The sequence below is a fragment of the Pseudomonas sp. S10E 269 genome, from assembly GCF_002798465.1.
Lineage (GTDB): Bacteria > Pseudomonadota > Gammaproteobacteria > Pseudomonadales > Pseudomonadaceae > Aquipseudomonas > Aquipseudomonas pergaminensis.
Window position 1 is genome coordinate 3,376,793 of record NZ_PHIJ01000001.1, and the last position, 12,855, is coordinate 3,389,647.

The 12,855-nt window shown below is 61.6% G+C and carries 14 protein-coding genes; 9 read left to right on the forward strand and 5 right to left on the reverse strand.

Going from position 1 to position 12,855, the window contains the following annotated elements; all coding sequences use genetic code 11:
- Window positions 1-17 precede the first annotated feature (17 nt).
- Together folM and CWC48_RS15675 are read right to left on the reverse strand one after the other, a co-directional pair.
- Window positions 18-728 (reverse strand): dihydromonapterin reductase, encoded by a 711-nt coding sequence (gene folM, locus CWC48_RS15670; protein ID WP_078050152.1) that lies wholly within the window; start codon window positions 726-728, stop codon window positions 18-20.
- A gap of 57 nt (window positions 729-785) precedes the next feature.
- Entirely contained in the window at window positions 786-1,346 is a 561-nt protein-coding gene (locus CWC48_RS15675; protein WP_078050151.1) for an antibiotic biosynthesis monooxygenase, read from the reverse strand.
- A 218-nt stretch (window positions 1,347-1,564) separates the two neighbouring features.
- Here CWC48_RS15675 and CWC48_RS15680 point away from each other — a divergent pair, with 218 nt between their 5' ends.
- The gene (locus tag CWC48_RS15680) at window positions 1,565-2,515 is read left to right on the forward strand and encodes a MerR family transcriptional regulator (protein ID WP_100492162.1); all 951 of its coding nucleotides are present in this window, start codon (window positions 1,565-1,567) and stop codon (window positions 2,513-2,515) included.
- A 2-nt stretch (window positions 2,516-2,517) separates the two neighbouring features.
- On the opposite strand, the gene CWC48_RS15685 is transcribed toward CWC48_RS15680, so the two are convergent.
- On the reverse strand, window positions 2,518-3,123 hold the full coding sequence (locus CWC48_RS15685) for a hypothetical protein (protein WP_078050149.1): 606 nt from the start codon (window positions 3,121-3,123) through the stop codon (window positions 2,518-2,520).
- A 63-nt stretch (window positions 3,124-3,186) separates the two neighbouring features.
- On the reverse strand, window positions 3,187-3,654 hold the full coding sequence (locus tag CWC48_RS15690; RefSeq protein ID WP_078050148.1) for a PAS domain-containing protein: 468 nt from the start codon (window positions 3,652-3,654) through the stop codon (window positions 3,187-3,189).
- Window positions 3,655-3,791: 137 nt separating this feature from the next.
- On the opposite strand from CWC48_RS15690, the gene CWC48_RS15695 reads away from it, so the two are divergent.
- Window positions 3,792-4,247, forward strand: coding sequence for a flavodoxin (locus tag CWC48_RS15695; protein WP_078050147.1), 456 nt, complete (start codon window positions 3,792-3,794; stop codon window positions 4,245-4,247).
- Here CWC48_RS15695 and CWC48_RS15700 read toward each other — a convergent pair.
- Window positions 4,228-5,124: a LysR family transcriptional regulator gene (locus CWC48_RS15700; RefSeq protein ID WP_099492597.1), complete on the reverse strand. Its 897-nt coding sequence runs from the start codon at window positions 5,122-5,124 to the stop codon at window positions 4,228-4,230. The two genes, CWC48_RS15695 and CWC48_RS15700, sit on opposite strands and share 20 nt — an antisense overlap.
- A gap of 98 nt (window positions 5,125-5,222) precedes the next feature.
- On the opposite strand from CWC48_RS15700, the gene CWC48_RS15705 reads away from it, so the two are divergent.
- The 7 genes from CWC48_RS15705 (at window position 5,223) to CWC48_RS15735 (ending at window position 12,851) form a co-directional block, all read left to right on the forward strand.
- Window positions 5,223-5,594, forward strand: a complete 372-nt coding sequence (locus CWC48_RS15705; protein WP_099492598.1) for a CidA/LrgA family protein — start codon at window positions 5,223-5,225, stop codon at window positions 5,592-5,594.
- The gene (locus tag CWC48_RS15710; RefSeq protein ID WP_078050145.1) at window positions 5,584-6,270 is read left to right on the forward strand and encodes an LrgB family protein; all 687 of its coding nucleotides are present in this window, start codon (window positions 5,584-5,586) and stop codon (window positions 6,268-6,270) included. Before CWC48_RS15705 ends, CWC48_RS15710 begins: the two co-directional genes overlap by 11 nt.
- A gap of 150 nt (window positions 6,271-6,420) precedes the next feature.
- The gene (locus CWC48_RS15715; protein ID WP_078050144.1) at window positions 6,421-7,203 is read left to right on the forward strand and encodes a class II aldolase/adducin family protein; all 783 of its coding nucleotides are present in this window, start codon (window positions 6,421-6,423) and stop codon (window positions 7,201-7,203) included.
- Window positions 7,203-8,108 (forward strand): alpha/beta fold hydrolase, encoded by a 906-nt coding sequence (locus CWC48_RS15720; RefSeq protein ID WP_100492163.1) that lies wholly within the window; start codon window positions 7,203-7,205, stop codon window positions 8,106-8,108. The genes CWC48_RS15715 and CWC48_RS15720 overlap by 1 nt, the downstream gene beginning before the upstream one ends.
- 173 nt (window positions 8,109-8,281) lie before the next feature.
- On the forward strand, window positions 8,282-9,193 hold the full coding sequence (locus tag CWC48_RS15725; RefSeq protein ID WP_078050142.1) for an SDR family oxidoreductase: 912 nt from the start codon (window positions 8,282-8,284) through the stop codon (window positions 9,191-9,193).
- 482 nt (window positions 9,194-9,675) lie between these two features.
- Window positions 9,676-11,466 carry a DUF1302 domain-containing protein gene (locus CWC48_RS15730; RefSeq protein ID WP_078050141.1) on the forward strand — a complete coding sequence of 597 codons (1,791 nt, stop codon included), beginning with the start codon at window positions 9,676-9,678 and terminating at the stop codon, window positions 11,464-11,466.
- A 26-nt stretch (window positions 11,467-11,492) separates the two neighbouring features.
- On the forward strand, window positions 11,493-12,851 hold the full coding sequence (locus CWC48_RS15735) for a DUF1329 domain-containing protein (protein WP_078050140.1): 1,359 nt from the start codon (window positions 11,493-11,495) through the stop codon (window positions 12,849-12,851).
- The last annotated feature ends 4 nt before the right edge of the window (window positions 12,852-12,855 follow it).

Here is a 12,855-nt window from a genome sequence, read left to right on the forward strand (position 1 = left end):
ACATCCTCACAAACGGCTTACTTGATATGCCGCCCGCCGTTGACGGTCAGGGTGGTACCGGTGACATAAGGGTTATCCAGCAGGTAACGCACACTCTGGTAGATCACCTCGGGCCCGGGCTCGATGCCCAGTGCCGACTTGGCCAGCACCTTGGCGCGGTAGGCTGCGTCGTCGCCGTCGTTGAACATCACCATCGCCGGGGCGATGCCGTTGACCTTTATCAGCGGCGCGAACTGCGCGGCAAACGACAACGTGAGGCTGTCGAGCCCGGCTTTGGTGGCGCAATAGGCGATGTGCTGGCGGCTGCCCTTGCGCACCACGTCATCGCTGATGTGCACGATGTCGGCGGGTGAAGAGCGTTGCAGCAAAGGTGAACAATGCAGGTTGATCAAGTACGGCGCAAGCATGTGCACGCTGAACATGTCGGTAAAAGCGTGGCTGTGCTCGTCGGACGTTTCCGCAATCCAGGCGGAGGCATTATGGATGATCGCACGCAGGCTTTGCGCATGGGTGTTCAGCTCAGCAATAAACGCGAGAATCCCGGCTTCGCTGGAGAAGTCGGCAAACACACCGATCGCACCGCGTTCGCGCAAGGCCTGCACGCCGGGGCGTTCGCTGCGGTAGCTGAAAATCACCGGGTGACCGTCGTCCAGCAGGCGCATGGCGCAATGCAGGCCGACACGCTGGCCGGCGCCGGTGATCAGGATCGGGGCGGTTGTTGCAGTCATGGGAGGCTCGCGTCGCTGGCAGATTGAAACTATACCAGCGCGCGGCCGCCCCTGTATTCACGCTGCGGCTTCGGTAGCCTTGCGCGGTGCCGGAGCTGGATGCAGCCAGTTTGCCAACAGATGGGTCGACAGCGGGATGAACCAGTAAACCATCAAAGGCGTGAGCGCCAGGGTGCTGACCAGCACGCGCGGCGCCAGGTCCAGTTCGCTGAGCAGTGGGTTCAGCACAAAGTTGAACAGCAGCGACACCGGGAAAAACGCCAACCAGATCGCCACGGCCTGTTTCCAGCGTGGCGGACGCGCGCCTACCGCGCCGAACCAGCCATCGATGCCACGTACGCGGTGCTCCGACGGGTCGGCAAACAGATCGCTGCCACGGCTCAGCCACGCGCTGCGGGAGGCGGAAAACTCCCAGGCATGCAGGGTCTTTTCATCGGCGAAGCGGAAAATGATCTGGAATTCATCATCATTGGGCGGCGGTGCCAGGACGCCTGAACCCAGGTAGCCGGGAAAGTCCGTGGCCAATTGCTCGCCTTCGCGCAGCCAGGCCATCAGTTCTTCGTAGCGCCCTTTGGCCACGCGACGCGCAACCATCAAGGTGACGGGAGAGGTAGACATTGTGTATCTCCAAATAAAGGGGGGCACGTGACCGGGTAGGTACGGCACCAGGTGCAGCCGCGGGGTGATGCGGCTGCGCCTTGAAAAAGCAGGCAAGGATTATTCCTGTTTTATTGAAATACGCCAGACACTTCTGTCGGTTCGCCGCGCGGCTTGAATCGCTCGACCGAATAAGCGTTAAATAGGCTCCAAATTGACACGGATGTTCTTGACCTCTGATGCCCGAAACTATTGCTCTGCAGCGCGAAATGACCCCTGACCGCGTTGCTGTTTCCGATGACCTTTTGCCGATTCGCGAAGTCGCTCGGCTGACGGGCGTCAACCCGGTCACCTTGCGTGCCTGGGAGCGGCGCTACGGCCTCATCCAGCCTATCCGCACCGAAAGCGGGCACCGGTTGTATTCGCGCACCGATATCGACACGGTGCACCGTATTCTCGACTGGATCGAACGCGGCGTTGCAGTGAGCAAAGTCGGCAAGATCCTCGCGCGCGGCGAGCCGCTCGGCGAAACCGGTACGGCTCCTGGAGACGGCGTGGAGTGGGCTCAGTGGCACGGGCAATTGCGCAGTGCAATCAGCGCCTTCGATGACCGCCAACTGGACCGGCTGTACGGCCAGATTTTTTCTGCCTATCCGCTTGCCGTGGTCTTTCAAGACATTCTCATGCCGCTCTGGCAATCGTTGTTGCGTCATCAAGGGCGCTTCGGCCAGGCCAGCGAGTGGTTGTTTTTCGATAACTTCCTGCGCTCGCGCACCGCGCAACGGCTGCAGGTGATCGCCGCCACGCCGCTGCCACGGGTTCTGCTGGCAGCCATTGCCGGAGAATGTCGCGAGCTGGAGCTGTTGGTCGCGGGCCTGCTGCTGACGGGTGAAAAACTTGCCGTCAAGCTCCTGGGTGTGGGCCAGCCCTTTGATGAACTGACACTGGTCTGCGAGAAGACCCAACCGCAAGCCTTGGTGCTGTTTTCCAATCGCGCCCCCGGCAGTGAGCTGCCGTTGCGGCTCAAGCGGCTGGCGCTGACCCTCGATTGCCCCTTGCTGCTGGCCGGTGATGCCGCGGACTTGGCGCAGGACAGCCTCGCCGGTTCGTCAATCGGCTGCCTGGGCAATGAGGGGCGGCTGATGCAGCGCCGCTTGCAGCAATTCCTGAGCGGCGGCTTGGATACCTGATTTCAGGTGTGCACTTCAGGGTGGGCCAGGCGGTGCTGGTGCAGGATGAACTGGCGCAGGCGCTCGGTTTCATCGGCATCGCCCTGGCTGAGCCGATAAGCGAACAGGCCGCGTGCGGTTTCCCGTTCGAAGGTTCCGCGCACCGCGATGCGTTCGTAACCCGAAGGGCTGAACCATAGGGAAAAGGTTTTCGGTGGCTTGATCCGGCCGCGAATCTCGACCAGCACACCCTTGAACGACACCTCATGCACCCACAGCGCGCCCGGGTTGCCCTTGATATTTTCCAGGGCCACTGGCGTTTCGAGCGCCAGTCGCCACGGGCGGATCATCGGCCCGTCTTCGAAAATACTCGGCACGCCCAGGCGCAGGTGAACGGCATGAAACTCATCTTCCACCAGGTGCAGCGGGAAGGTGAGTTGCTGGTTGTCGAACTGTGCCTGGATGGTGACGTGGTCGTGGGCAGCCAAGCGAGTGAGGAGGTCACGAATCTGCGCCCCGCCGTTGACCGTCAAGCTCGACGACGCATCACGCAGGTTCAATTGCGGGTTGTGCTGCATGGTCTGGATAAAATCCAGCTCGTCCTGCGTCAGGAGTGCATCGCGTTGCATGGGGCTTGCTCAACGGGGCGGGTAGGCATTAAAACGCCATTATCCTCTTAATGACTATTTTTTCTAATTTTTGTTAGATCCACTCGTCGCTTTGAGCGCCGCCAGTTCGGCCTTGAGCTCCGCGACTTGCGCCTCCAGTTGCACCACACGCTGCTGGGCTTTGACCTGAACCGTCACATCTTTTTGCACGCCAACGAAGTACGTCTGTTTGTCCGCCGGGTTGTAAGTGGTGGACAGCGACAGCTCATTCCAGAAATGCGTGCCGTCCTTGCGGTAGTTGCGCAAGGTTTCGCGGCAACTGACGCCGGCGCTGAGGGCTTCGCGAATGGCGATCAGGGCGGGTTGGTCGCGGTCACCGGCCTGCAGGAAACGGCAATCTTGGTACAGAATTTCGTCACGCGTATAGCCGGTCATCCGCTCGAAGGCCGGATTGACATAGATCAGCGGCAGATCCCTGCCTTCCCGTTCGGCGATAACGATGCCGTCATTCGAGGCGTCGATGACCATTTGCATCAATTGGGCGTTAATCATGCAGGTGGATCCATCCATTTGAGGTGCCGCAAGTCTAAGGCACCGTGGCAATGTTTCCATCGGGCGTGACGTTTTTTTGTAGGGGGCGGTCGAGCTGCTAATATCCCACGCTTTCGCTCAACTACAGGATCAGATTGATGAAAGTCGCCATCCTTTCCGGCTCGGTCTACGGCACTGCTGAAGAAGTCGCTCGCCACGCTGCCGATATTCTCAATGCCGCCGGTTTCGAGGCGTGGCACAACGCTCGCGCCAGCCTGGCGGATGTACAGGCGTTTGCGCCGGATGCATTTCTGGCAGTGACCTCCACCACCGGCATGGGCGAACTCCCCGACAACCTGCAACCGCTGTACTCCACCCTTCGCGACCAACTGCCCGCCGCCTGGCGTGGCCTGCCGGGTGCGGTGATCGGCCTGGGCGACGCCAGCTATGGCGACACCTTCTGCGGCGGCGGCGAGCAAATGCGCGAGCTGTTTGCCGAACTGGGCGTGCGCGAAGTGCTGCCGATGCTGCGCCTGGACGCCAGTGAAAGTGTCACCCCGGAAACCGACGCCGAACCGTGGCTGGCCGAGCTGGTCACTGCACTGCGCGGCTGACCGGAAACTCGCGCAACAACGCCAGCCAGGCCTGGGCGGCTTTCGACAGATAGGCGCCCTCACGCCAGGTAAATGCAATGTCCCAGCGCAGGTAATCGGGCGCTTTCAAAGTGAGGCGCACCACACCCGGTCGCACCAGCCCGCGGGCGACCACGCTGGGCAGCAGCACTACGCCCTGGCCGGCCGCAACCAGCGCGGCGAGAAAGTCAGCCTGGCCACTGCGGCCGATCTCCCTCGGGGTAAAGCCCACCTGCTGGCAGGCCTGGATCAACCGGTCATTGAGCACAAAGCTGCGTTGGTACATCAGGAACGGTGTGTCCGCCAGTTCTTCCAGGCGCACCTGTGCGTTGTGCGCCAGGGGGTGATCCATCGGCAGCAGGGCGTCGAGTGGTTCATCACAGAAGGCCTGCCGGGCGAATGCCGGGTCACTGGACATCAGGCAGCCGCCCACATCCAACTCCCCATTGAGAATCGCGTGTTCAATCGTGCGGCTGCCGCCTTCCAGCAGCTGGATAGTGACCTTCGGGTAGCGCCTGCGGTACTCGGCAAACAGCCCGGCGAACAATGTATCGCCCGCCAGGAGCGGCAAGCCCAGGCGCAACTCGCCACGGGTCAGTTGCTGCATATCATCCAACTCACTGAGCAATTCGCTCTGCAGGCGCAGCATGGCTTCGGCTCGCTGCAGCACCACCTCGCCGGTGGCGGTCAGGCGGATCTGCGATCCCGTGCGCTCCAGCAGCGGCGTGCCGAGGCTTTGTTCCAGCTGGGCCACTTGCTTGCTGACGGCGGACTGGCTGATGTGCAGGGTTTTCCCGGCCTGGGTGAAGCCACCCCGGTGGATGACTTCGACAAAACTGCGCAGTTGCTTGAATTCCATGGCTTGAATTCCAGATTGGAATAGCTGGCAGTCTAACAATTCGCTGTGGGGATAGGGCAGGCCTCTTTAAAATGAAGGCCTGCGAGGACCCAAAGCCCATGAAACGTTTCACCCGTCTGATGATTGAACTGGTCGTGCTGTTGGCCATTTACCTGCTCGGCTGCCAACTGGCGACATGGTTGGCATGGCCGGTGCCGGGCGGAGTGGTGGGCTTGGGCTTGCTGCTGGCAACCTTCGCCAGTGGCCTGGTCAAACCGGCAGCCCTGCAATTGGGGGCGGGTGTGTTGATGGCCGAGATGCTGCTGTTCTTTATCCCTGCGTTGATGAGCCTGCTGGACTACGGCGGCCTGCTACGCAACGACGGCTGGCGGATCCTGCTGGTCATTGGCGTGAGCACCCTGGCGGTGATGCTGGTCACGGCGTTCACCGTGGAACTGGTGTGCCGCTGGAGGCTGCGCCATGAAACTTGAGCTGATGCCGGTGTTCTGGCTCGCTCTCACTCTGGGCGCCTACATCTTTAGCCGCTGGATCTATCGCCGCACCGGGCGTTACCTGCTGTCGCCGTTGATCCTCGTACCGATGCTGTTGCTGGCGGTGGCTGTGCCGATGAACACCGCTTACGCCGAGTATTCCGCCGACACCCACTGGCTGATGCTGGTGCTGGGCCCGGTGACCGTGGCGTTTGCCGTGCCGATTTGGCAGCAACGCCGCTTGCTGGCGCGGCACTGGTCGGCGTTGTTGCTGGGGATGGTCGCGGGCAGCGCGGCGTCCATTGCCACCTCGTTCGGCTTGGCCAAGGCCCTGGCCCTGGACAGCTCGGTGACCATGTCCCTGGTGCCGCGCTCCATCACCACACCGTTCGCCATGCCGGTGTCTTCCGACCTTGGCGGCGTGCCGGAATTGACCGCCGTGTTCGTGATGTTCACCGGTGTGTTCGGCGCCATGCTTGGCGGTGTGCTGCTCAAGTGGCTGCCACTGCGCACCCCGCTTGCACGCGGCGCGCTGTTCGGCGTGGGGGCCCACGGTGCCGGCGTGAGTCGCGCCCATGAGGTGGGTGGCGAAGAGGGCTCGGTCGCCGGTTTGGTGATGGTCCTGACCGGCTTGCTCAACCTGTTCGCTGCGCCTTTATTGGCGGCACTTCTCTGACGCCGATTGTGCGGATTTCAACTATTCTCAACGCTGACTCGTACGGTCATCAAGCTGGCTGCCAAGGCAACTCCGGCGGCCTCGCGGTCTGACTAGACTGGCCCTTCACTCAAAAAAACAATAACAAAGTGCGCCAAGGAGGTCATTGCCGTGAGCCTAGCTACCGTTCTATCGCCACAGAATGTCAAAGATCAGGTCAGCGCCGCCGAATGGCAAACCCGCGTCGACCTGGCAGCCTGCTATCGCCTGGTGGCGATGCACGGTTGGGATGACCTGATCTTCACCCATATCTCGGCCAAGGTGCCCGGCACTGATGACTTCCTGATCAACCCGTATGGGCTGATGTTCCATGAGATCACGGCGTCGAGCCTGGTCAAGGTCGACCAGGCCGGCAACAAGCTGATGGACAGCCCCTACGAGATCAACCCTGCGGGCTACACCATCCACAGCGCCATCCACGAAGTGCGTCACGACGTGACCTGCGTGCTGCATACCCACACCGCCGCCGGTGTTGCGGTGGCGGCGCAGAAGCAGGGCGTGTTGCCGATCAGCCAGCAATCGATATTCGTACTGTCGAGCCTGGCCTATCACGCCTACGAAGGCGTGGCGCTGAACCACGAAGAGAAGGCCCGCCTGCAGGCCGACCTGGGTGAAAACAACTTCCTGATGCTGCACAACCACGGCCTGCTGACCTGTGGCAGCACCATCGCCGACACCTTCTTGATGATGTTTACCTTCCAGCGTGCCTGCGATATCCAGGTGCTGGCGCAAAACGGCGGTGCCGAATTAATCGCCATCGGGCCGCAGATTCTCGCCGGTGCCAAGGCGATGGTGGCGGCTGTCACGAAGAGCGCACAAGGTATGGGGGGCGCGCTGGCCTGGCCGGCGTTGCTGCGCACATTGGACGCTCAAGACCCTGGGTATAGAAGCTGATGCCACTCGCCGAGATCCCGCTGAGCGTCTGGCGCAAACGCAGCCAGACGTTCGACTTCAACGGCCGCACCATCCGCTACTGGGTGGCGGGGCAGGGTGAACCGTTGCTGTTGATCCATGGCTTCCCTACGGCCAGCTGGGACTGGCATTACTTGTGGCAGCCCCTGGCCCAGCGCAACCTGGTGATCGCCTGCGACATGCTCGGCTTTGGCGATTCGGCCAAACCCCTGGACCATGGTTACTGCCTGCTGGAACAGGCGGATCTGCAACAGGCGCTGCTGGAGCACCTGCGCGTGGAGCAGCCGGTGCATGTGCTGGCTCATGACTACGGCGACAGCGTCGCCCAGGAACTGCTGGCCCGGCACTATGAAGGTCGCTTCCACATGGCCAGCTGTGTGTTTCTCAACGGTGGGCTGTTCCCCGAAACCCATCGCCCGGCCCTGGTGCAAAAGCTCTTGCTCAGCCCACTGGGCTGGATGATCGGCCGCGCATTCGGGCGCAACGCCCTGGCGAACAGCTTCAATCAGATTTTCGGCCCCACCACTCGCCCCAGCGAAAGCGCGCTGGATGATTTCTGGAGCTTGATCGATTGCCACGAAGGCACGCGCATCCTGCACAAGCTCATCGCCTATATCCCCCAGCGTCGGCGCCTGCGTGAGCGATGGGTGTACGCGATGCAGCAGGGTGAAGTACCGCTGCGGGTGATCGATGGCGAGCTCGACCCGATTTCCGGCGCCCACATGGTCCAGCGTTATCACGAGTTGGTGCCCCACGCCGACACGGTGTTGCTGGCCAATATCGGCCACTACCCGCAGATCGAGGCGCCGGTGCAGGTGCTCAAGCACTACCTGGCGTTTCGCGAGCGTCTTGCCGGCCCGGTGTTGGAGTTGGCTTGCCTGCGATAGCATCGCTGCGCTTCAACTGAAAGACCTAGGCGCTTGCATCGCAGGCAAGCCCGCTCCTCCATGATCATCCCTCTGCCTTATCGAGCACTATTCAGGCTCAATCGTGGTTATTGTGACCCTGGCCCCCGTGCCTGACACTCGACCTATTCCCATTGTCGCCATTGGAGTTCGGTATGAGTGAGTCAGTGCAGTTCCAGGATAAGGTCGTGATCGTCACCGGTGCCGGCGGCGGATTGGGCCGGGCCCATGCGCTGTTGTTCGCTAAGCATGGCGCCAAAGTACTGGTCAACGATCTGGGGGGCTCCACCCAAGGCGAAGGCGCCAACGCCTCCGCCGCCGACCGGGTGGTGGCCGAGATCCGTGAAGCGGGCGGTATCGCCGAGGCCAACCATGACTCTGTCACCGACGGTGACAAGATCGTGCAGAACGCCCTCGATGCTTTCGGCCGAATCGATGTGGTGGTCAATAACGCTGGCATCCTGCGCGACAAGACCTTCCACAAAATGGAAGACAGCGACTGGGACCTGGTTTACCGGGTGCATGTCGAAGGCGCCTACAAAGTCACCCGCGCCGCCTGGCCCCATCTGCGCGAGCAAGGCTACGGCCGGGTGATCTTTACCGCGTCGACCTCGGGCATCTACGGCAACTTCGGCCAGTCCAACTACGGCATGGCCAAGCTTGGCCTGTACGGCCTCACCCGCACCCTCGCGCTGGAAGGACGCAAGAACAACATCCTGGTCAACGCCATCGCGCCAACAGGCGGCACGCGCATGACCGAAGGCCTGATCCCACCGCAAGTGTTCGAGCGCCTCAAGCCGGAGCTGGTCAGTCCCTTGGTGGTGTACCTGGGCAGCGACGCGTGCCAGGAAACCTCGGGGTTGTTTGAAGTGGGCGGCGGCTGGATCGGCAAGACCCGCTGGGAGCGCAGCCTGGGCGTGGGCTTTGATCCGGAGGCCGGCTTCTCGCCAGAAGATGTGGCGGCACACTGGCAGCAGATTTGCGACTTCGACGGTGCGGCTCACCCCAAGGACAACATCGAGGCGTTGAAGGAGATGATGGCCAATTTGCAGAAGTACAGCCTGTGATCGTTGCCTGAAAAAGCTTGAATCCCACGGGGCGCTGATGGCGCCCCGTTTTATTCCGGGCAAAAAAAAGCCGCTGCAAACGCAGCGGCTGAAGTAAGACGTTGGATCAAGGAGCGATAAATCAACGTCAGTGAACACCGGTAACAGATTGAAAACAGGCATCAATCCATCTGAAAAAGGCTTTTCTTCCGGTTGGGGAAGCGGGCCGTTTGCCCTCAAAGCCCGGTAAGAATAGCCGCTTGTAACAAGATGAGTAATGCCGATTCATGACAAGGACTGTTGCCGAATCAGCAACAGTGGCTTGGCCCGCTATCCATTCTCCTGATAACCCGCCATCCACCCGATGCATGCCTGCGTCCAGACCCCGGCCAGAGCGGCTTGTCATCCTTTCGAGCGACAACACGAATCCCTCCTTGGTGCGCTTATCGCTCCTGATGGGCGGCAGTAGGGTGGGGCCTTCTGTCACTCACCGGGGAAGACGCATGACAAGAACAACAATGCGCGCCATCTTCAGGCCACAGGCGCTGGCCGCTGCGGTTGCGTTGGGATGCTGTGCGCAGGCACAGGCTGTTTCATTCAACATTGGCGAGATCGAAGGGCAATTCGATTCCTCGCTGTCGGTGGGCGCGAGCTGGGGCATGCGCGATGCCGACAAGAAGTTGGTGGGCACCGTCAACGGCGGTACCGGCCAGGCGTCTACCGGTGATGACGGGCGCTTGAACTTCAAAAAGGGCGAGACCTTCTCCAAGATCTTCAAGGGGCTGCACGACCTTGAGCTGAAGTACGGCGACACGGGCGTGTTCGTGCGGGGCAAGTACTGGTACGACTTCGAACTGAAGGACGAAGACCGCGAGTTCAAACCGATCAGCGACCACAACCGCAAGGAAGGCGCCAAATCCAGCGGTGCGCAGATCCTCGATGCATTCGTGTATCACAACTACTCGCTGGGTGATCTGCCGGGCACTGTGCGTGCGGGCAAGCAGGTAGTGAGCTGGGGCGAAAGTACCTTCATCGGTAACTCCATCAACAGCATCAACCCGATCGACGTGTCTGCGTTCCGCCGTCCGGGTGCCGAGATCAAGGAAGGGCTGATCCCGGTCAACATGCTGTTCGCGTCCCAGAGCCTCACCAACCAACTGACGGTAGAAGGTTTCTACCAGTTGGAATGGGACCAGACGGTGCTGGATAACTGCGGCACCTTCTTCGGCGGCGATGTGGCGGCGGACGGGTGCACCAATAACTACACCGTGGGCAACCCGGCGATTGCCCCTCTGCAACCAGTGGCGGCGGCATTTGGCCAAGGGTTTGGCGTGACCAATGAAGGGGTGATCGTACGCCGCGCCGGCGACCGCGACGCGCGTGATTCCGGTCAGTTCGGCGCCGCGTTGCGCTGGTTGGGGGACGACACCGAGTACGGCCTGTACTTCATGAACTACCACAGCCGCACACCGACGGTGGGTACCATCACCAACAACACCAGCCTGGCCACGCTCGGCGCGATCGCCGGTACCGCCAACGGCCTGGCGCCGGGCTCCGGCGCGGGCCTGGTACAAAGCCTGATGCTCGGCCGCGGCCAGTACTACCTCGACTACCCGGAAGATATCCGCCTGTTCGGTGCCAGCTTCTCCACCACCTTGCCCACCGGCACCGCGTGGACCGGTGAGATCAGCTACCGGCCCAATGCCCCGGTGCAACTCAATACCACCGATTTGACCCTGGCCCTGATCAACCCCGTCGCCGGCCAACTGGCCTCACCCATCCGCAGCAACTTCGGCGACGACAACAAAGGCTATCGCCGTAAAGAAATCACCCAGATCCAAAGCTCCATGACCCAGTTCTTCGACCAGGTCCTGGGCGCCGAGCGCCTGACGGTGGTCGGTGAAGCGGCCATCGTGCACGTCGCAGGCCTGGAGGATAAATCCAAACTGCGCTACGGCCGCGACTCGGTGTATGGCGCCTATGGTTTCCAGGGTGACACCGACGGTTTCGTCACCTCCACCTCCTGGGGCTACCGCGCGCGGGCGATCCTGGACTACAACAACGTGATCGCCGGGATCAACCTCAAGCCTAACCTGTCCTGGTCCCATGACGTCGCCGGCTATGGCCCCAACGGCCTGTTCAACAAGGGCGCCAAGGCCATAAGCGCGGGTGTCGACGCGGACTACCGCAACACCTACACCGCCAGCCTCAGCTACACCGACTTTTTTGGCGGCGACTACAACACCCTGACCGACCGCGACTTCCTCGCCCTCAGCTTCGGCGTGAACTTCTGATCTGGCTTAAAGAAGGACAAGACTCTATGCGTAAGATATTTGCGGTAATGGCCCTCAGCCTGTTGGCGGTCAACGTGATGGCTGCGGTTTCACCGGACGAGGCCGCCAAGCTCGGCACCACGCTGACCCCGGTAGGCGCTGAAAAAGCCGGCAACGCCGACGGTTCGATTCCGGCCTGGACCGGCGGCATCCCAAAGAACGCCGGCGCGGTGGACAGCAAGGGCTTCCTGGCCGACCCGTTTGCCAGTGAAAAACCGCTGTTCGTGATCACCGCCGCCACCGTCGACAAGTACAAGGACAAACTCTCCGATGGCCAGGTGGCGATGTTCAAGCGCTACCCCGAGACCTACAAGATCCCGGTGTACCCGACCCACCGTACGGTCAACCTGCCGCCGGAAATCTACGAATCGATCAAGCGCAGCGCGCTGAACGTCAAGCCGATCAACGACGGCAACGGCCTGGAGAACTTCACCGGCAACCGCTACTACGCGTTCCCGATCCCTAAGAATGGCGTGGAAGTGCTGTGGAACCACATCACCCGTTATCACGGCGGCAACCTGCGCCGCATCATCACCCAGGCCACTCCGCAGACCAACGGCAGCTACACGCCGATCCGCTTCGAGGAAGAAGTGGCCGTGCCGCAACTGATCCCCGATATGGACCCGGCCAAGGCGGCCAACGTGCTGACCTTCTTCAAGCAGTCGGTGACCGCACCGGCGCGTTTGGCTGGCAACGTGCTGCTGGTGCATGAAACCCTCGACCAGGTGAAGGAGCCGCGCCTGGCGTGGATCTACAACGCCGGGCAGCGCCGCGTACGCCGGGCGCCGCAGGTGGCGTATGACGGGCCGGGTACCGCGTCCGATGGCTTGCGCACGTCCGACAACTTCGACATGTTCTCCGGCGCCCCGGACCGTTACGACTGGAAGCTGGTGGGCAAGAAGGAGATGTACATTCCCTACAACAGCTACAAGCTCGACCAGCCGACGCTCAAGTACGACGACATCATCAAGGCCGGCCACATCAACCAGGACCTGACCCGCTATGAGCTGCACCGCGTGTGGGAAGTGGTGGGCACGGTCAAGCCGAGCGAGCGGCATATCTACGCCAAGCGCCACATTTACATCGACGAAGACAGCTGGCAGGTGGCGCTGGTGGACCACTACGATGGCCGTGGCCAACTGTGGCGGGTGGCGGAGGGGCATGCGCAGTTCTACTACAACCACCAGACCCCGGCTTATACCGTGGAAACCCTGTACGACATCATCGCCGGACGCTACATCGCGCTGGGCATGAAGAACGAGGAGAAAAGCAGTTTTGTGTTCGGTTTCAATGCCAAGGCGGCGGACTACACGCCGGCTGCGTTGAGGGCCGAAGGCGTGCGCTGACCCC

Excerpts from the sequence above, each read along its gene's own strand:
- CWC48_RS15725 (WP_078050142.1), top strand. The coding sequence starts at position 8,282 with ATGAGTGAGTCAGTGCAGTTCCAGGATAAGGTCGTGATCGTCACCGGT.
- CWC48_RS15735 (WP_078050140.1), top strand. The coding sequence starts at position 11,493 with ATGCGTAAGATATTTGCGGTAATGGCCCTCAGCCTGTTGGCGGTCAAC.
- CWC48_RS15695 (WP_078050147.1), top strand. The coding sequence starts at position 3,792 with ATGAAAGTCGCCATCCTTTCCGGCTCGGTCTACGGCACTGCTGAAGAA.
- CWC48_RS15680 (WP_100492162.1), top strand. The coding sequence starts at position 1,565 with ATGCCCGAAACTATTGCTCTGCAGCGCGAAATGACCCCTGACCGCGTT.
- CWC48_RS15720 (WP_100492163.1), top strand. The coding sequence starts at position 7,203 with ATGCCACTCGCCGAGATCCCGCTGAGCGTCTGGCGCAAACGCAGCCAG.
- folM (WP_078050152.1), bottom strand. The coding sequence starts at position 728 with ATGACTGCAACAACCGCCCCGATCCTGATCACCGGCGCCGGCCAGCGT.
- CWC48_RS15705 (WP_099492598.1), top strand. The coding sequence starts at position 5,223 with ATGAAACGTTTCACCCGTCTGATGATTGAACTGGTCGTGCTGTTGGCC.
- CWC48_RS15690 (WP_078050148.1), bottom strand. The coding sequence starts at position 3,654 with ATGATTAACGCCCAATTGATGCAAATGGTCATCGACGCCTCGAATGAC.
- CWC48_RS15710 (WP_078050145.1), top strand. The coding sequence starts at position 5,584 with ATGAAACTTGAGCTGATGCCGGTGTTCTGGCTCGCTCTCACTCTGGGC.
- CWC48_RS15700 (WP_099492597.1), bottom strand. The coding sequence starts at position 5,124 with ATGGAATTCAAGCAACTGCGCAGTTTTGTCGAAGTCATCCACCGGGGT.
- CWC48_RS15730 (WP_078050141.1), top strand. The coding sequence starts at position 9,676 with ATGACAAGAACAACAATGCGCGCCATCTTCAGGCCACAGGCGCTGGCC.
- CWC48_RS15675 (WP_078050151.1), bottom strand. The coding sequence starts at position 1,346 with ATGTCTACCTCTCCCGTCACCTTGATGGTTGCGCGTCGCGTGGCCAAA.
- CWC48_RS15685 (WP_078050149.1), bottom strand. The coding sequence starts at position 3,123 with ATGCAACGCGATGCACTCCTGACGCAGGACGAGCTGGATTTTATCCAG.